Raw genomic sequence first — 17,896 nt, forward strand, 5'->3', positions numbered from 1 at the left:
GTTCCTTTTCATCAATCAAATTCAAGAGCATCTCATGCACAAACAATTGAAGCAAATGCGCCGCCTGGCTAGTGCCGCCACCATGACAGGGCTTAGCCTGTTTTGCCATACTGCGCTGGCACAGGATGCCAAAGCCAAAGAAGCGCCACAGGCACCGCCACTGGCCAGCCAGATTGATGACAAGGATGTAGCGGCAGACCTGATCAAGCCTGCGGCAAATCTGCTGAGCGGCGAGCAGCGCAAGATGGTGGAAAGATCCGGTCGTGAAATCCGTTATTTCCTGCCGATACAAATGACATCGGGATTTATCTACAATCCCTCTACAGGCGAATATGACCAGGTGTCCTTGCGTTCGTATGGCCGTAATGTTTCTGGTGCACCTAATCTGCTGCGCCCCGACTTCGTTGCTCCTACGGTAGTCATGAAACCCGGACAGACTGTGCGCTTTGACCTCAGTAACCGCCTCGACAAGGAGCCGGGTTGTGAGCTGGTCGCAAAAGACAATGTCAATACACCACATTGCTACAACACGACCAATTTGCATTCGCATGGCTTGTGGATTTCACCATCGGGCAATAGTGACAATGTGCTGCTGGCGATCAAGCCCAAGGTCAATTTTGAATATGAATACAATGTACCGGCGGATCACCCTGCCGGCACTTTCTGGTATCACCCGCATGTGCATGGCTCAACTGCCATGCAAGTTGGTAGCGGCATGGCCGGCGCGCTGATCGTCAAGGGTGACAGGCAGCCTACTGTGCTGAGTAATGGTGATCTTGATACTCTGCTCAATCCTTTCAAACCGGCAGCGGGCAACTATGGTGAAGTGATGCTGATGCAGCAGATTCCCTATGCCTGCTTCATCAAGGGACCTGACCCCAAGAACCCGGGTAAAGAGATAGACGTGATACAGACCAATCCCGATGGAACCTGGCTGTGCAAGAAAGGCGACATTGGTGTAGTGCAGGATTTCAAAGCGCAATTCGCCCCCACTGCCTGGGGCAATTCCGGCCGTCACACGCTTATTAACGGCTTTGCACGGAATCCTGCCAAGCCTTTGGTGATGGAAGCAGGCAAACTGTATCGCTGGCGTTTGATAGACGCAGGCGTACGTGAATCCATCGTTTTGCGTATCCGCAAAATCAACGACGTCAGCAAGTTGACACCAACTGCCGCCACACCCGAGGCACTACAGGCTGAAGTAAAAAATGCCTGTAATGGCATCGATGTATTGCAGTTTGAAGTCGCAACTGATGGCCTGACCCGCCCCAGCGCTTTTGCCAAGGTGACCAATACCTTGCAACCGGGCTATCGCAGCGACATCCTGTTTAGCCTGCCAGAAAAAGGCGATTATTGCGTCTATAGCGATTCAGGCGCGCCTGACTTTATCTCAGCTTTGCCGAACAATGCGAAGGTGATCACGGTGATCCATGCAGTCGGCAATAAGACCAGCGGTGATCAAACGCAATTCGTCACCAAAGAACTGGTACGTGCAGCCGGCCTGTTGTCGAAAAGTGTGCGCGATACCATCATCAGGGATTTGAAAGATGGCCTGAAACTGACCAAATTTGTACCGCATAAAGCGATACCCGAATCCGAGCTTACCGACCCGCAAAAGCCGGTTGACCTGGTACTGGGCATAGATCAGCGCGGCGGCAAAATTGCGTTTGACGTCAACGGTGCACCCTATGTACCGTCTGAAGTCCATCAGACTCTGATCTTGGGCCAGGTACAGGAATGGCATATCAAGTCTTACAACCCAACTGACACAGGTGAAGCACCGATACAGCATCCTTTTCACATCCACGTGAATCCCTACCAGATTATCAGCATCACCGATAAGAACGGTGTTGATGTCAGCGCACTGACAGATACGACAGCAAAAACAATCGGGCAATACGCCGGTATGCAGGGAGTCTGGAAAGACACCATCATGGCGACACCAGGCTACACCGTCAAAACCCGCACCCGCTATCAGCGTTATATCGGCGAATATGTCTTGCATTGCCATATCCTCGATCATGAAGACCAGGGCATGATGCAAAACGTCAAAGTCGTGCTGCCGGATGGTAATGGCGGTGCATCCACAGGTGGGCATGGGGCGCATCACTAACATGCTGTAATATTGCACATCTTGCACTCTCAAAATGTCTGCCTGTACGGCAGCCATTTTGCTGTCTGGAGCATTCAGCGCATCATTGGTCTGCAGCATAGTGATGATGCGGGGGAGTTATCGCATTTATCCGTGCAGATACCTTTCCCGCGCGAACCAGCAAGTAACTTGCAATAGCACAGCCCTGTTTTAAATTTGTTGAGGTTTAAGAGATATTTATCGAGGAAAACATGCCAACACCTTCGCCTAGTTTAATGCCGATCACAGCAGGTATTTTTGCTGCATTTGTATGCTGCGCTTTTCCTGCCATTGCTCAGGATGCCGCCGTTTGTGAAGTCAAAGTGTCTGGTACAGAAAACAGCGTTGAAATCAAGCGTTCCAGTGACCCGTTTGCTTTGAATACCCGCGACCTCGAGGGTGGCTTTCGTTTCAGTGCACAGGTATATCAGGATCCAAAAACCGGTCAAAGCAAGTTAAAGACCTTTACCTATCACCAGTCGAAGAATCGCTACGTGTTGGTCCATGCCAGCGAATCCAGCATCGACGCTGCCAGTTGCCAGACGTCGAAAAATGCTTTTGGCTTGCAGCGTGTGTATTCTCATAAATTCGAACGTGAACTCAGCTTTAGCTGTAAAGCGGTATGCGCAACAGGATCATCCCAATGAACATTTTATCCTTCAAACTAAAGCAGCTTTCTTTGGGCCTTCTCTGTATGGCAAGCCTGTGTGGCAATGTGTATGCGCAAAAGCAGGACGTACGCATGCTGTTTGTCGGCGATCTCATGCTCGATGAATTGCCAGGCAAGGTGATACAGCAGGGCAAAGACCCGTTTGCAGCTTTTCAGCAGCAATTCAAGCAGGCTGACCTCAGTTTTGGCAACTTGGAATGCGTAGTCGGATCAAGTGGAAAAAAAGAAGACAAGCCATTTACCTTTTTAGCCCATCCAAGGGTGTTAAAAACCGTCAAGTCACATTTTTCAGCCGTATCTTTAGCGAATAATCATACCGGTGATTATGGTCCAGATACCTTTGCTACGATGCTGGGCCTATTAGAAAAAGAAAAGATTCCTTACTTTGGTGGAGGCCGTGATTTGCGTTCAGCGCATGCGCCTTATCTGGTCGAAAAGAATGGTCATAAAATTGCCATATTAGGCTATGACAATTTCTTTCCCCGCAGCTTTGAAGCCCTGGAAGACAGACCCGGCGTTGCATGGGCCGATGCTGATCAGGTGGTATTTGATATCCGCAATGCGAAAGAAAAGCTAGGCGCTGATATTGTCATCACCTATCCACACTGGGGCTGGGAACATGAGCCGGATGCATCCAGGCACCAGGAAGAACTGGCCCGTATCATGATTGATGCAGGCGCCGATGCTGTAGTCGGCGGTCACCCACATGTGACGCAAAACATAGATACCTACAAAGGCAAACCTATTTTCTACAGCCTGGGCAATTTCGTCTTCAACGGCTTTCATACCGAAGCCTCACAAACCGGCTGGGCATTGGAGTTGAACTTTTCTGCAGACAATAAAATCGCCTGGAAGATTCATGTCGCGAAACTGGACAAAAACGGTATTCCGGTCTATGCGGGTGTGTTGCCTCAGAAGGAGATTGATAAGATTCTGAAATGAATTGATTCGTTTCATCAATAACATGGCGACATGTTTTTGGAGGCGCGATCGGATAGCTCTCGTTCCATCGGGTCAATGACCGTTCAAGTCCTTAGGTGACTGAATAGGCCATGTTGCAAGATTTCCCTTGTCGGGTTCCATTGGCGCAAGCAAAGTAATTTCAACAGTGAATTGTCTTGCGCCATATCCGCATCACCGATGTCCAAACTCAATGCCTTGGCCGACTTGGTACGGTCAAGTAAATGCGTCAGAGCGGTTTTTGATGAAACCTGAATCTTGATCCAGATTAACTCCATAGACGAATAAGGATAGGAAATCCGATATTTATATGTACTAATTTTGAAGCCGCATCTGGACTGATTATCATCATAGGCTCAATTTCTGCTCTCCTTGCCACTTGGGGAAAATTGTCATTTCCATTAATTTACCAGACTCAACGTCAATTAATACTACTGAAAATCAATGAAAATTATCGGCAATAAATCCATCTTCGGTGAGGCACTCACTTGCTTTCACGCATTTATATCGCTGGTGCCTAGTGATAGCGGAATGTTTCGTGGGACTACATCCTAGTGCCAGTTGGTTTGCTTAGTCGCATCTGGCATTACGGTTTGAAGGCCTGAAACTATTTAAGCGCTTTCCTGGAGCTGACGTCTGCCCGTATCTTGCGAATTTGCAGGGCTGTCAGTTTCTTTTCAAGCAGGTCTATATTTTTTTGCACATCGTCGTTACCGCCAGCCCTGGCCATCAAATGCCAGAAATAAGCAAGTTCTTGATCTTGCTCCACACCACGGCCATTGGCATACATCAGTCCCAAACTGTTTTGCGCCCTTGGCTCACCTTGCTCTGCCGATTTACGAAACCAGCACACCGCTTGTTTTTCATCTCTGGGCAAACCAAGACCATTCGCGTACATCAGGCCCAGGTTTGATTGCGCCTGAGCGTGCCCTTGCTCGGCGGCTTTACGATACCAGCCCGCAGCTTGAGTTTCATCCTTGGGCACCGTTGTTCCAAGAAAGTACATCACAGCTAGGTTGAACTGCCCATTGACATTACCCTGCCGTGCGGCCAGTTCATAACAGTGAAAAGCCTGTTGTTTATCTTTGGTGATACCTTTGCCATTGCTGTACATGGTCGCCAAAAAGTCTTGTTCAATTGGATTGCCTTGCTTCGCTGCTTTACGATACCAGTGCACCGCCTGCTGCTCATCTCTGGGCAAGCCATGACCATGTTCATACATGTTAGCAATGCTCAGTTGTGCTCTATCATTAGCTTGCTCTGCCGCCTTGCGATGCCAACTGGCCGCCTGCTGCAAGTCTTTGGGCACACCTTTTCCATTAGAGTAGAATATGGTAGCAATGCGTTCCAGAGCAAGCTCAAGGAATATGGCATGATTTGCTCGATGAGCCGCAAAGGAAATTGTTGGGATAATGCACCCACCGAGAGTTGGTTCAATAGCTTCAAGAATGAACGCTATCATGGGATTCGTTACGCAACCCATTGCGCAATGAAGGCAGCAAGCTTTGAATATATTGAAGTGTTTTATAATCGAACCCGCCAACACTCAACATTAGGTTACCGCTCGCCGGCGCAATTTCTGGGAGACTGGATGAAGAATCAAAATCAAGTGAATCTGGCCGGATGAAGTTCACCTATTGGTGAACTAATTACCTAGGGAAGCTCATATTATTTTCAATTACACCTTCCATTCGCTCGTTGCTTAGCGGCGCGTATTTTGGTGAATGTTCTTAAGGTGGCGATTGACTTTGAAATGCGTCAATGCGTTGAAATCAAAATTTTCCTTCTCGCTCGCTTTGTAGGCAAAGCCCATGATGGTAAAAACCTTGACACCACTTTTCGCCTTTACACGAATTCTCGTCGATTCTATGAAAATATTCTCCTGATTTTCTATCGATCCAAATATTATGTATAAAGCTTGTCTTGGGGGTTGACAGTACTATAGTGTTCTCATCGATTGACACAATTTCTTGTTCAGCAGGCGGCCGGGATGGCCATAATTTTGTATATTTTCCATTTGAAGTGTCAATCTGAATGGAGACTTTGCCGACATCGTCCAGCTTGCAAATAAGGTCAATATTTTCTGAGTGCGCTTCTGCAATAATAAACAGACATAAAAAAACACTTGTCGCCGTTACGACACTCCCCAAAAAACTTTTTTTCTTCAACATAAAACTTCCTTTTGCAAAATTCAAAATAAAAGACTTAAGGTACCTCTGATTAAGTCCAAAATCGTAATATTAATTCTGGAAAAATCAATGACTTACGAATGGCAAACCGGACTTGATCAAAGGTTCCTTAATGTGAAATTGCATTGACCTCAATAGAATTGCTCACACGAGCTACATAACTTCATCACATCTTGACGAAAGTACCTAAAGAAACAGCCCAGCTCGTCTAGGCGATTAACTGCCCTACACCAAGCTCAGGCTACGACAGGCACTTCGAAGCTTGCTATTTTTAGATGATTTAATATTAGCAATGTCCGTGCCAGTATTTAAAGTAGGCCGGGTTGGAATTCGCCCTTGAGCAGATTGAAGATCTAACTTTAATTAAGGCTATTGTATGCATTATTTACATGTTAATTTGCATGTTAAATAGTGTTTTTACATGCAGTCGCGTAGGTGCGAATAAGGATATTTCGCAATAAGAGCGTTGAACAAGTAGAGATGTCGGTTATTTTAGAAAATTAGAACGCAAGACTGTAAAATTGCTCAGCAGGGGACGCAACATTTCCTTTGGGATAATTGAGCTGGCCCTTTTTGTTCATATGTATGGTTTAGATGCAGGCGATGAGTTTGGGGTATTGTCAACTTACGGAGACTGGAAAATTTTGTTAGTTAGCGGGATAAAAAAATCCCCACTTTACCGCGACTTCCGCTACTCGACAGAAATCATCAGTCATGTTGTCTGGCTCTACTTACGGTTCGCGCTGAGTTTTCGCGACATAGAAGAACTGATGGCAAGCCGTGGCATCATCGTCACGTACGAGACGATTCGCCAATGGACGTTGAAGTTCGGACAAGGCTATGCCAATGAACTTCGTCGGCGTCAACCTGAGCGCAGGAAAAATGGCATCTCGACGAGGTGGTGCTAACAATCTAGGGCAAGTACCATTCCCTCTGGCGTGCAGTCGCTCAGAACGGTCATGTGCTCGATATTCTGATGCAGAGTCGGCGCAATCGACAAGCAGAAAAACGTTTTTTTCGCAAGCTGCTCAAGGGCTTGCGTAACGCACCGCGGGTGCTAATCACCGACAAGTTGAAGAGCTATGCTGCGGCGAAGACGCAAATCTTGCCGCGTGTATGGCATCGCCAACACAAAGGTCTCAATAACCGGGCTGAACTCTCGCATCAATCGACGCGGCAACGAGAACGACAAATGCGGCGCTTCAAGTCATGCGGCCATGCTCAACGTTTTTGTCGGCGCATGGCCCGATCAACAATGCTTTACGGTGTCAGCGGAACCACTTGACAGCGGAACAGTACCGACACGTCCGTAAACAGGCATTTTTTATATGGAATGAGGTCACCGACGTAGCAAAAAATGCCTAATCCGTGACACCGTGTTGCCCGGGCAGATGCAAGTTCGCCTGGAATTGTACAATTCGCCGCCCCGGTTCAGCAAGTTGACAATACCTGTTAAAGTACATAGTCGGTTAAGCATTTGACAATAATCTGTGAAGAGTGAAATTAGTCATACACCGCGAACCACAAGCTTCCAGCCAAGCCAGTTCGACTTGCCTTTCTGAAGAGTCAACAGAACAGTTGACTATCAATGACATGGCCCATCCAACGGCATTCGCGATACGGGGTCAAATAGGAAGTCTTTACAGATTTTTCGACAAAAAAACGCCATCACAAAGATGGCCTTTTTCATGGGCATAGTGGAAAGAAAATTTGTCCGCGAATTCTCAGCATATTTCGCCATTTCGCGTGACTGCGTCATTCAATTTACAAACAATGACTTGTCCGATCATACTGAGGCAGTTACACAACATAGAAAAATGGAGGTGTGGTGTTGATTTGCACTGAAGATTGACCCCATAAGCTTTTGGAAAGACTAGTTAAACTATTTGGCTAAACGGACTTGCTGAAGATTTGGTTAACAACGTTCCACCCGACTCTTGGGGAATCGCCTGCACATGCAATGCAGAATGTGGAAGGATTAAAAGCTTTTCAAATGCTTTTGGAAGCTTACGATGCAGTCACATTTGTTTGTCAAAAATTAATGGTGAGTAAGAAGATGAAATTTATTGAGTGATTATGCAAAAAAAGCCGTCCAATTTGAATTGGACGGCTTTGCGCAACTATTTTGATATTTAAAATACTTGCAGCTTATGGTGTTACCCACATTAATGAGATCAATGACCTTAGTTGAAATTAACCGCAAGCCCCAACATAGCCACAAGAAACACAACGGCTGCAGCCGTCTATTTTTTGCAAGGCATGTGCGCCGCAATCCGGGCATTTTTTGCCGGTGGGGATATAGCTGATAGGCGCAGCATTTTCACCTTCATAGGCCAGGTCATCCATGCCGTAGTGATGGCTTCTTTGTTTGAATTTTTCTGCCAGCACGGTGATAGGGATCTGGTTACCGGCCGCGTCGAGGAAGCCGCGTTTCATCAGTATGCGTTGCAGCGAGTAGCCTATGGCGGCGACTTCGGATTCATGGAACAGCGGTGCCTGTGAGCCATCGTCCTTGGTGATCATGCCGCAGCGTACTGTACCCTTGTCCCACACCACTTCACGCATGTCTGCCAGTGCCTTGGCGATGGAACCACCTGAGCGGGCCGCCATCGACAGCAGGCGCATGCTGGCTGATATCCATTGCTGGCCATCATTCTTTTGGCCCGCAGGCATGAAGAATTCAAACGGGCGCTCGATAGTCACGCGCTCGCCACCGACCATGCCGTCTATGTGGATGAAGCTGACTGTCAGATAGACCGTCTTTTTGCCTTCATACGTCATGTACTGCACTTTGGAAGTCACAGATTCGAGGTCGCCAAATGGGCGGCCATCGAATTGCTTGCGCAGCAGGTCATCGTCAGGTATCTGTTTGACTTCTGGTGCTGGCTCAGCAGAGACAGACAGGACGCTGCCAAGGATGCTATTCGGGCGATAGGTTGCCAGGCCTTTGAGGCCAGCGCGCCAGGCATCCATGTAGAGGTTCTGAAAATCTTCGTAAGGATAATCTGCCGGAACGTTGACAGTTTTGGAAATCGCAGAATCAATGTAAGGCTGCACGACCTGCAACATCTTCATGTGGTCGCTGGCTGACATATTGAGGGCTGTGACAAACTGTTTTGGCAGCTTGCTGTCGTCAGATACGTCATTGCCCTGATGGCGGTACAGGCGCCATGCGTGGTCAGCCACTTCATAGACTTTAGCATCGCCAACTGCCATGCGTTTCTTGCGGTTATACACCCAGGAAAAAGCCGGTTCTATACCGTTCGATGCGTTGTCGGCAAAGGCCAGGGTGATGGTGCCGGTAGGGGCGATGGACAGCAAATGGGAATTGCGCAAACCGTGTTTGGAAATCGCATTGCGTACATTTTTTGGCAGGCGTTTGGCGAAAGCACCGGACAGATATTTTGTGCTGTCGAACAATGGAAACTGGCCTTTTTCTTTCGCCAGTTCTGCTGATGCCAGATAAGCAGCATCGCGCATGACTTCAGATACTTTTTGCGCGAAAGCGCGACCAGCGTCGGAATCATAACGCTGGCCCAGCATAACCAGACTGCTGCCCAGACCCAGGAAGCCCAGACCGACGCGGCGCTTGGACATGGCTTCTGCTTTTTGCTGAGGCAAAGGCCAGGCAGTGGCATCGAGCACATTGTCGAGCATGCGTGTCGCCACAGTCACCACTGCTTCAAACGCAGTAAAATCAAACTCGGCAGCATCAGTGAATGCACCCTTGATGAAGCGGGTCAGGTTGATAGAACCCAGGCAACAGCAACCGTAGTCAGGTAGCGGTTGCTCTGCACATGGATTGGTGGCTTCGATTTTTTCGCAATAGTAAAGATTATTCTCTGCATTCATGCGCGACAAAAACAGGATGCCCGGTTCTGCATGGTCGTAGGTTGATTTCATGACCTCATCCCACAAGTCACGCGCGCGCACCGTTTGATATACCCACAGGCCATCTTCACGCTGATAAGCGCCGGCTTCTTTTTTGTCTTCTCCAGGTTCAGCTTTGTGGACCAGACAGTAATCCGTGTCTTTGGCCACTGCTTCCATGAACTCATCGGTAACGCCGATGGAGATATTGAAATTCGTCAACCCCCCTTGATCCTTGGAGCGTATGAATTCCAGGATATCAGGATGGTCACCACGCAAAACGCCCATCTGCGCACCACGACGGGCACCGGCAGATTCAACGGTCGAGCAGGAGGCATTGAAGACCTGCATGAATGACACGGGGCCAGAAGCGCGCGAACGCGTGCCGCGCACCAGTGCATCCTTGGGGCGTATGGTCGAGAAGTCATAGCCTACACCACCACCGCGACGCATGGTTTCTGCTGCATCGGCCAGGGCAGTATAAATGCCGGGCTTGCCATCGGTGGCGCTGGAAACAGAATCACCTACCGGTTGTACGAAGCAGTTGATGAGGGTGGCGTGCAAGTCCATGCCAGCGGCAGAATTGATACGGCCTGCTGGGACGAAACCATTCTTTTGTGCCCACAAGAATTTTTCTTCGTAGTACGCCTGAAAGTCTGGCTGCTCTACACTGGCGAGTGCTTTGGCAACGCGAGCCTGCACATCATGGATGGTGACTTCATCGCCTTTTGCATATTTTTCGAGCAAGACATCAAGGGAGATTTCTTGAGGAGACATTTCTGTCAATCCTAAAATTTTTTCGTTTGCGTTCATATGAATAATTTTTCTTTGTTACTTTGTTGCAGAGATGAATCCTAAACCTTGCCTGTTAAAGAAAACAGACAGGGTGCCAGGTTGATTTTCCTGGGTATTAGATGGGAAGCAGGATGGTGTAGTCCTTATTGAAAGAAGTATTGCGAAGTATTGCCCTATTGAATTTAAGGCATCGCAATGTTAACCATCCTGATGTCTGATGGCTCCCATTATAAACCCCGCCGCGACAATTTTTCTTGAGCTGAATCTAGATAAGGGCAATCTTGTCAGCAAGGCATAACAAAATTGCCAAGCCAGAATTTCGCAAAGAAATGCGCCACGTTCGCGCCTGGTGAAAACTGCCTGAACGATGCACGATTTTTGGATAAAAATGCAGGGAGTTGGGCCGGACTTTATCTTTCCGGCAATCATGTCTGTATGGCATGAGCAGATTTGTAGCGATAAAAAAATTCCTCATCCGGCTTGCCAGCCATATATGTATTTTTGCTACTTGAATGTTTAGTTTTTTGTTTCCACTTGCGTCCAGACAGGGCTCTGATGTCAGTAAGTCTAGCCAAACTTGCCGCTTTTTAGCGAATTCCCTACAAACTGTGAAAAACTCTGCGAATCTCAGGGCTAACAGTGATTTCTTAATGACTGTATAACATATACTTGAACAAAATTTGATCCAAGAAATTCAATAAAAACAGAGGGCACATAATGAGGCAGGGCAGTTTGGCTAGGCGATATACTTTTCCTCAGTTCCTGTTCGCCTGCACTAGCTTGCTGTGCCTGGTTTTCCTTTTGTTTTGCCAGCCTGCCCATGCTGTCAGTCTGCAGAGCCTGCGTTTTGAGCAGGTTGGGCGTGACCAGGGTTTCCAGCATGAATCCGTGCAATCCATGCTGCAAGACCGCCAGGGCTATATGTGGTTTGGCACCCAGGGGGGGCTGCATCGCTATGACGGTGCCAAGGTGGTATTTTTCCGCCATGACCCTAGCCGTACAGACAGCCTCACCGATAACTGGGTCTGGGCACTGCATCAGGATGACAAGGGCAGGATATGGGTGGGCACCCGCAATGGCGGCCTGCACCGTTATGACATGGCAACCGAGACCATGGTCAGGTATAAGCGCAACCTTGCCGATATCCGCAGCTCTGGCGGCAACCAGATACAGGCCATCATCAGTGACAGCAGCTCAGGCCTGTGGCTGGCAACAGGTGATGGCCTCGCGCATTTTGACCCGGATACTGCCCGTTTCCAGATTCTGCGTCATGACGACAAGGATGCCACCAGCATCGCCAGTGACCAGGTCAGTGCACTGAACCTGGATAAGGATGGCAACCTGTGGGCAGGCAGCAATGCTGGTCTCAGTGTCATGTACCGGGGCAAGACCGCCTTCGAGAATTTTCGCCTGGACAGCGATGCCAGACCAGACCCGCGCCACAATAATGTACAGGCCCTGCTCAGCGATAAACAGGGTAACCTGTGGATAGCCACCTCGGCAGGGCTGGAGCTGTGGTCCCGTGACCATCAGCAAAAACGCCGCTTTGGGCAGGCTGAAGGTCTTGATCCTGGCCCTGTCACTTCTTTGCTGGAAGACCGAGATGGCGTGATCTGGGCAGGCACCGATGATGGCCTCAAACGCTGGAGCACTGCTGACAACAAATTCTCGTCGTACCGCCATCATGCGAGTGACAGGCACAGTCTGGCTGACAACCGCGTCACGCGGCTGTTGCAAGACCGTACCGGCACTTTGTGGGTAGGCACCTGGCTTGGTGGTGCCAGCCGCACCAATCTTGCCAGTGGTGGGTTCGAGCGCCTGCTGCATTTGCCGGGTGAAGCCAAGACCCTCAGCAATAATACAGTCTCAGCCATCACCAGCAAGGACGGCGTGGTCTGGATAGGTACCGGCGATGGCCTGAACCGTCTCGACAAGGCCAGCGGTCAGGTGCGCGCCTATTATCACCTCGACAGCGTGCCAAACAGTCTCAGTAATAGCAAGATCAGGGCTTTGAAGCTGGCACCTGAGGGCAAGCTCTGGGTCGGCACCCAGGATGGCCTGAACCTGTTCGACACCGTGACCGCGCGTGCGCAGCATTTCCAGAATGACCCCAAGCAGGCAGACAGCATCAGTTCCAGCATCGTGCATTCACTGGCCTATGACAGGGCGGGCAATCTGTGGGTGGGCAGCGATGATGGCCTGAACCTCATGCAGGGCGGCAAGTTCAAGCGCTATATGCACAATCCCAGGGACAGCGACAGCCTCGCCCATGGCCGGGTAGTGTCCATCCTGTTTGACCGTCGCGACCAGTTCTGGGTGGGCAGCTTTGGCGGCCTCGACAGGCTGGACCGCAGCACAGGCCGCTTTGAACACCATGCCCACGATCCCGATAACCCGGATAGCCTTAGCCATAGCCGCGTATATGCCGTGTATGAAGACAAGGCCGGGGTGATCTGGGTAGGCACGGCCAGTGGCCTGAACCAGATGGTGCAGGGCGCTGATGGCAAGATCAGTTTTATTCGTTACGGTGGTGCATTGGGGAATGATGCGACCGCCGGTTTTGCTGAAGATGAAGCTGGCAATCTGTGGATCAGCACCGATGGCGGTTTGTACAAACTCGGACCGGACAGGAATACCATCAAAAAATATTCCGCCGATGATGGCCTCATCGATGGCACATTCACGGTAGGGGCCAGCCACCGCGATGCTGACGGTGCATTGTATTTTGGTGGCTTCCAGGGCATGGCCTGGTTTTATCCTAAAGCCATACGCGATAACACTGCCAAACCTGTCACAACAATTACTGATTTTTTGATTTTCAACCAGTCCGTACGTGGCGGCAAATTGCCTGCAGGAGTGAAGATGGGCGGCAATATTTCTGATGCCAGATCCATCACCCTATCTTACAAGCACAGTGTCGTATCGATAGAGTTTGCCGCGCTGAATTATTCCGACCCTCTGCATTATCGCTATGCCTACAAGCTCGATGGCTTTGACCAGGACTGGGTACAGATAGACGGTGCCCACCGTGCTGCCAACTATACCAATCTGGGCGCAGGCGAATATGTGTTCAGGACGCGTGCCGCCACCAAGGATGGCGAGTGGAGCGAAGAAGGGGCCAGCCTGCTCATCACCATCACGCCACCATTCTGGATGGAGTGGTGGTTCAGGATCATTGTCAGCCTTATCCTGCTGGGACTGATTTTCCTGGTCTATCGCTGGCGTGTCAGCCGTTTCTCTTACCAGCAAAGCCAGCTCGAAGAACTGGTCAGGCAGAGAACTGCCGAGGCGGACCGTGAACGCAAGCGCCTGACCGATCTCACCGATGTCTTGCCACTCTCGGTTTATCAATACCGTGAGAGGCCGGATGGGCAAAGAGAGTATGCCTATGTCAGCGAGAATGTGAAAAACGTCATGGGTGTGCCAGCAGCAGACTTGCTGGCCGACAAGGACGCCCGCTGGCGCACTACGCTGGCAGAAGACCGTGAAATTGCCGAGGCCAGCCTGAACCGGGCCGTTGATAACCGTACCTCCAGCAATTTCCACCAGCGCGTCCTGGTCGATGGCAAGGTGCGCTGGCTACGCTCGCAAACCGTGAATCCCAAACGCGTCAATGGTGACTGGATATGGAACGGTTTCTGGATAGATGAAACCGAGACCTATCTGCAAAAAGATGAATTGCGCGAAGCCAAGGAGCAGGCCGAGCAGGCTACCATTGCCAAGTCCTATTTCCTGGCGAATATGAGCCATGAAATACGCACACCGATGAATGCCATCATCGGTCTCTCGCACCTGGCCAAGAAAACCCGCCTGAGCATCAAGCAGCGCGACTATATCGACAAAATCCACAGCGCTGGTACTTCGCTGCTCGGCGTGGTGAATGACATCCTGGATTTTTCCAAGATAGAAGCAGGCAAGCTCGATATAGAATCTGCCGAATTTGTACTGGCCGATGTCATCGACGATGTTGCCACCATCGTTGCCCACAAGGTCGCAGAAAAAGACATAGAACTGGTATTTGATATCGATACCCATGTACCGCACAGCATGCGCGGCGACCCCTTGCGCCTGGGCCAGATCATTACCAACCTGGTCAATAATGCCATCAAGTTTACCGATCAGGGTTCTGTCATTATCCTGGTCAAGCAGGTGCAGGCAGAAGTCGACAAGGTGCAACTGCAATTCAGCGTGCAGGATACCGGCGTCGGCATGACAGAAGAGCAGCAGGACAACCTGTTCCAGGCCTTTACCCAGGCCGACAGTTCCACTACCCGCAAATATGGTGGCACCGGGCTGGGCCTGACTATCTCCAGGCACCTGGTTGAACTCATGGGTGGCACGATCTGGGTTGAAAGCCAGGTAGGCAAGGGCAGCAATTTTCATTTCACTTCCTGGTTCGCGTTTGCTACCCCGGCTCCGCAAATCGTCTTGCCTGAACAGGTACAAAGCCTGAAACTGCTGGTCGTGGATGACCATGACGTTGCCCGCATGCATTTGCAAAAGCTGGGCCAGCAACTTGGCCTGATAGTGAACGCCGCCAACAGCGGCAAGCTGGCCCTGCACATGCTGAGCGAAGCCAGGGTACATGCTCAGCCATATGATCTGCTGTTGCTTGATGCCCACATGCCAGACATGGATGGTGCTGCCACCATGAATGCCATCGCCGCCAGCATGGGCAAGGAAGCACCCCAGGTCATCATGCTGACCACCATGAGTTTTGATGAAACCACCATGCAGGCCAGGATTTATGCACCGCTCGCCTATCTGTCCAAGCCCACAGGCATGGCCGGTTTGCTGGAGGTCTTGCTGCGTATCAGTGCCACATCGCGTGAGGCGCCTGCCAGCACTGCAGTTGAGACACATAGCGACTGCCGCTTTGAAGGCATGCGCATCCTGCTGGTCGAAGACAATCATATCAACCAGCAAATTGCTGCTGAGCTGATGACTGAGGCAGGCATGATCGTCGATGTGGCCGACAATGGCCGTATTGCCATCGACAAGCTGAACCAGGGCAACCCGTATGACATCGTGCTGATGGACTTGCAAATGCCGGAGATGGATGGCTATGCCGCCACTACCGTCATCCGCTCTTACCCCGAATGGCTGGACTTGCCCATCATCGCCATGACCGCGCACGCCATGAATGAAGAGCGGCAACGCTGCCTTGATACCGGCATGAATGACCATATCGCCAAGCCGATAGACCCTGACAGTTTCTTTGCCACTCTTGCCCGCTGGTGTGGCCAGCGTATGCCAGGTTATCAGGCTGAAGACTCGGCATCAGCACCAGCAGTGACTGCAGCGGCTGTTGGTACCGCACCCGATACACCTGCCACACCAGCCACCAAGGCGGAGCCTGTCAAGCCAGAAGCCCCCGTGCACGATCTGACTATCCCTGGTGTCGATGTTGCCCCTGCCTTGCGCCGTTGTAGCCAGAATCTTGATCTTTACCTGCGCCTGCTGCAAATCTTTGTTGAGAGTGCTGCAAGTACGCCAGACAAGATCAGGCAGGCATTGGAGCGGGGTGACCGTGGCACGGCAGAGCGCGAAGCACATACCATGCGCGGTGCGGCTGGCAATATCGGTGCAAATGACCTGGCTGCAGTATCCACCGAACTGGAGCTGGCCATAGAGAATTCTGAAGAGAATGAGGCACTGCTACAAAAATTCAGTGCGGCCAGTGCAGAGCTTATCAATGCGCTCAAACAGGCTTTGCAAGATCAGGCGAGCAAAGCCGCGATGCAGGAGAAGGAGGCAGAGCAGACAGGTCGAGGCCGAAATACTACTGATGCAGCAGAAATCGCTGATTTGTTCACGACCTTGCGCCAGTATCTCGAAGACTCAGACAGTGAAGCACTGGATTATTTCAACACCCACCAGCTCAGCATGCACCAGGTATTGGGGGCGCAGGCTGATGAATTTGTGCGGGCCCTGCAGGCGTTTGACTTTGAGGCGGCTCTGCAGATACTCGATAATGTCAGCCCTGTCGGCAGTATCGCATCATAGATATTTTTCCAGCATCTGCATGGTACGTGCAGTTGCGCCCTGATGCTGCAAAAAGAACGTGTAGGCTGCCTCACCCATGCGCTGGCATTTTGGCTTGTCAGCCAGCAGGGCATGAGCCTGGCGGAACAGGCTCAGCGCACCATCGACACGGAAGGCCGCACCGCTGGCAATAGCCTGGTCAGTGATCTCGGAAAAATTGAAGGTATGCGTGCCTGTCAGTACAGGCTTGCCCATGGCACAGGCTTCAATCAGGTTATGGCCACCGAGTGGTACCAGGCTGCCACCGACAAAGGCGATATCGCAGGCCGCATAGTACATATACATCTCGCCCATGCTGTCACCGAGCACGACTTGTATGTCTTCACCTATGGGGGCAATTTCTTCATGGTTCAGGCTGGAGCGGCGCAGATATTTAATGCCATGTGATTCCAGCAGGCCGGCCACATGGTCAAAGCGTTGCGGGTGGCGTGGCGTGATGATCAGCAGCGGGTTGGTTTGCAGCAAAGGCACCTGCTCAACAAAGGCTTGCAGTATCAGTTCTTCTTCGCCATCGCGGGTGCTGGCGCACAAGATCACCTGGCGCTCGCCAAAGCTGCGGCGCAGGGCTGCACCGCGCTCACCCATCAATGGCGGCGGTGTCACGTCAAACTTCATGTTGCCAGTAACACCCGGTTGTTCTATGCCCAGCTCATGAAGACGCAGGGCATCGGGATTAGATTGTGCCGCCACACTGCTGATGGCACGTGCCGCAGGCAGTATCAGCGAAGCCAGACGCTGTGCCTTGCGCAAAGACTTTTCTGACAAACGGGCATTCACCAGCGTTACCGGGATGGACTTGGCCTCACACTGGGCAATCAGGTTGGGCCAGACTTCTGTCTCTATCAATATGCACAATTGCGGCGAAAAATGTCGCAAGAAGCGCACGATCATCCAGTTGATGTCATACGGCAAAAATGCCTGTTGCAGGCGCGGGCCGACATCGGCAAACAGCTTGCAGCCAGTTTCACGCCCGGTGGCAGTCATGTGTGTCAGCAGGATGCGGTGCTCAGGGCAGCGTGCCAGCAGGGCACGTATCAGCGGTTCAGCCGCACGTGTTTCACCGGCTGAGACAGCATGCACCCAGATCGTTGGCACGCTTGCAGAAGCTTGGTAAAAGCCCAGGCGTTCGGCGATATGCTGACGATAACCGGGCTCAAGGCGGCCACGCCACCAGAGGCGGAACAGGGCAAACGGCAGGGACAGGCCCCATACCAGGGAGTAAAGAAGACGCATGCT

The 17,896-nt window shown here is 50.9% G+C and carries 8 protein-coding genes and 3 pseudogenes; 6 read left to right on the forward strand and 5 right to left on the reverse strand.

What is annotated here, in order from left to right; translation table 11 throughout:
• Nucleotides 1-34 precede the first annotated feature (34 nt).
• The 3 genes from ACO0LN_RS06810 (at nucleotide 35) to ACO0LN_RS06820 (ending at nucleotide 3,743) form a co-directional block, all read left to right on the forward strand.
• Nucleotides 35-2,113, forward strand: coding sequence for a multicopper oxidase family protein (locus tag ACO0LN_RS06810; RefSeq protein WP_422972187.1), 2,079 nt, complete (start codon nucleotides 35-37; stop codon nucleotides 2,111-2,113).
• A 230-nt stretch (nucleotides 2,114-2,343) separates the two neighbouring features.
• A complete protein-coding gene (locus ACO0LN_RS06815; RefSeq protein ID WP_422972189.1) occupies nucleotides 2,344-2,778 on the forward strand; it encodes a hypothetical protein in 435 nt (144 codons plus the stop codon).
• Nucleotides 2,779-2,825: 47 nt separating this feature from the next.
• On the forward strand, nucleotides 2,826-3,743 hold the full coding sequence (locus ACO0LN_RS06820; RefSeq protein WP_422972191.1) for a CapA family protein: 918 nt from the start codon (nucleotides 2,826-2,828) through the stop codon (nucleotides 3,741-3,743).
• Nucleotides 3,744-4,368: 625 nt separating this feature from the next.
• On the opposite strand, the gene ACO0LN_RS06825 is transcribed toward ACO0LN_RS06820, so the two are convergent.
• Nucleotides 4,369-4,983 (reverse strand): tetratricopeptide repeat protein, encoded by a 615-nt coding sequence (locus tag ACO0LN_RS06825; protein WP_422972516.1) that lies wholly within the window; start codon nucleotides 4,981-4,983, stop codon nucleotides 4,369-4,371.
• Nucleotides 4,984-5,088: 105 nt separating this feature from the next.
• Between ACO0LN_RS06825 and ACO0LN_RS06830 the strand changes: the two are divergent.
• A pseudogene (locus ACO0LN_RS06830) lies at nucleotides 5,089-5,388 on the forward strand (IS3 family transposase); the annotation flags it as partial.
• Between the two features lie 145 nt (nucleotides 5,389-5,533).
• Here the strand turns inward: ACO0LN_RS06830 and ACO0LN_RS06835 are convergent.
• Nucleotides 5,534-5,932, reverse strand: coding sequence for a hypothetical protein (locus ACO0LN_RS06835; RefSeq protein WP_422972193.1), 399 nt, complete (start codon nucleotides 5,930-5,932; stop codon nucleotides 5,534-5,536).
• 518 nt (nucleotides 5,933-6,450) lie between these two features.
• A pseudogene (locus ACO0LN_RS06840) lies at nucleotides 6,451-6,540 on the reverse strand (IS6 family transposase); the annotation flags it as partial.
• 69 nt (nucleotides 6,541-6,609) lie between these two features.
• On the opposite strand from ACO0LN_RS06840, the pseudogene ACO0LN_RS06845 reads away from it, so the two are divergent.
• Nucleotides 6,610-7,315 (forward strand): annotated as a pseudogene (locus tag ACO0LN_RS06845) (IS6 family transposase).
• Nucleotides 7,316-8,143: 828 nt separating this feature from the next.
• On the opposite strand, the gene ACO0LN_RS06850 reads toward ACO0LN_RS06845, so the two are convergent.
• Nucleotides 8,144-10,633 carry an adenosylcobalamin-dependent ribonucleoside-diphosphate reductase gene (locus ACO0LN_RS06850; protein ID WP_422972195.1) on the reverse strand — a complete coding sequence of 830 codons (2,490 nt, stop codon included), beginning with the start codon at nucleotides 10,631-10,633 and terminating at the stop codon, nucleotides 8,144-8,146.
• A 699-nt stretch (nucleotides 10,634-11,332) separates the two neighbouring features.
• Here ACO0LN_RS06850 and ACO0LN_RS06855 point away from each other — a divergent pair.
• Nucleotides 11,333-16,621 carry a two-component regulator propeller domain-containing protein gene (locus ACO0LN_RS06855; RefSeq protein WP_422972197.1) on the forward strand — a complete coding sequence of 1,763 codons (5,289 nt, stop codon included), beginning with the start codon at nucleotides 11,333-11,335 and terminating at the stop codon, nucleotides 16,619-16,621.
• Here the strand turns inward: ACO0LN_RS06855 and waaA are convergent.
• Nucleotides 16,616-17,893 carry a lipid IV(A) 3-deoxy-D-manno-octulosonic acid transferase gene (gene waaA, locus ACO0LN_RS06860; RefSeq protein WP_422972199.1) on the reverse strand — a complete coding sequence of 426 codons (1,278 nt, stop codon included), beginning with the start codon at nucleotides 17,891-17,893 and terminating at the stop codon, nucleotides 16,616-16,618. The genes ACO0LN_RS06855 and waaA overlap by 6 nt on opposite strands.
• Nucleotides 17,894-17,896 lie beyond the last annotated feature (3 nt).

This window comes from Undibacterium sp. TC9W (assembly GCF_049339865.1).
Taxonomy (GTDB): Bacteria; Pseudomonadota; Gammaproteobacteria; order Burkholderiales; family Burkholderiaceae_D; genus Undibacterium.

Coding starts and splice junctions, on each gene's coding strand:
- ACO0LN_RS06810 (WP_422972187.1), top strand. CDS start 35: ATGCACAAACAATTGAAGCAAATGCGCCGCCTGGCTAGTGCCGCCACC.
- ACO0LN_RS06815 (WP_422972189.1), top strand. CDS start 2,344: ATGCCAACACCTTCGCCTAGTTTAATGCCGATCACAGCAGGTATTTTT.
- ACO0LN_RS06820 (WP_422972191.1), top strand. CDS start 2,826: ATGGCAAGCCTGTGTGGCAATGTGTATGCGCAAAAGCAGGACGTACGC.
- ACO0LN_RS06825 (WP_422972516.1), bottom strand. CDS start 4,983: ATGTATGAACATGGTCATGGCTTGCCCAGAGATGAGCAGCAGGCGGTG.
- ACO0LN_RS06835 (WP_422972193.1), bottom strand. CDS start 5,932: ATGTTGAAGAAAAAAAGTTTTTTGGGGAGTGTCGTAACGGCGACAAGT.
- ACO0LN_RS06850 (WP_422972195.1), bottom strand. CDS start 10,633: ATGAACGCAAACGAAAAAATTTTAGGATTGACAGAAATGTCTCCTCAA.
- ACO0LN_RS06855 (WP_422972197.1), top strand. CDS start 11,333: ATGAGGCAGGGCAGTTTGGCTAGGCGATATACTTTTCCTCAGTTCCTG.
- waaA (WP_422972199.1), bottom strand. CDS start 17,893: ATGCGTCTTCTTTACTCCCTGGTATGGGGCCTGTCCCTGCCGTTTGCC.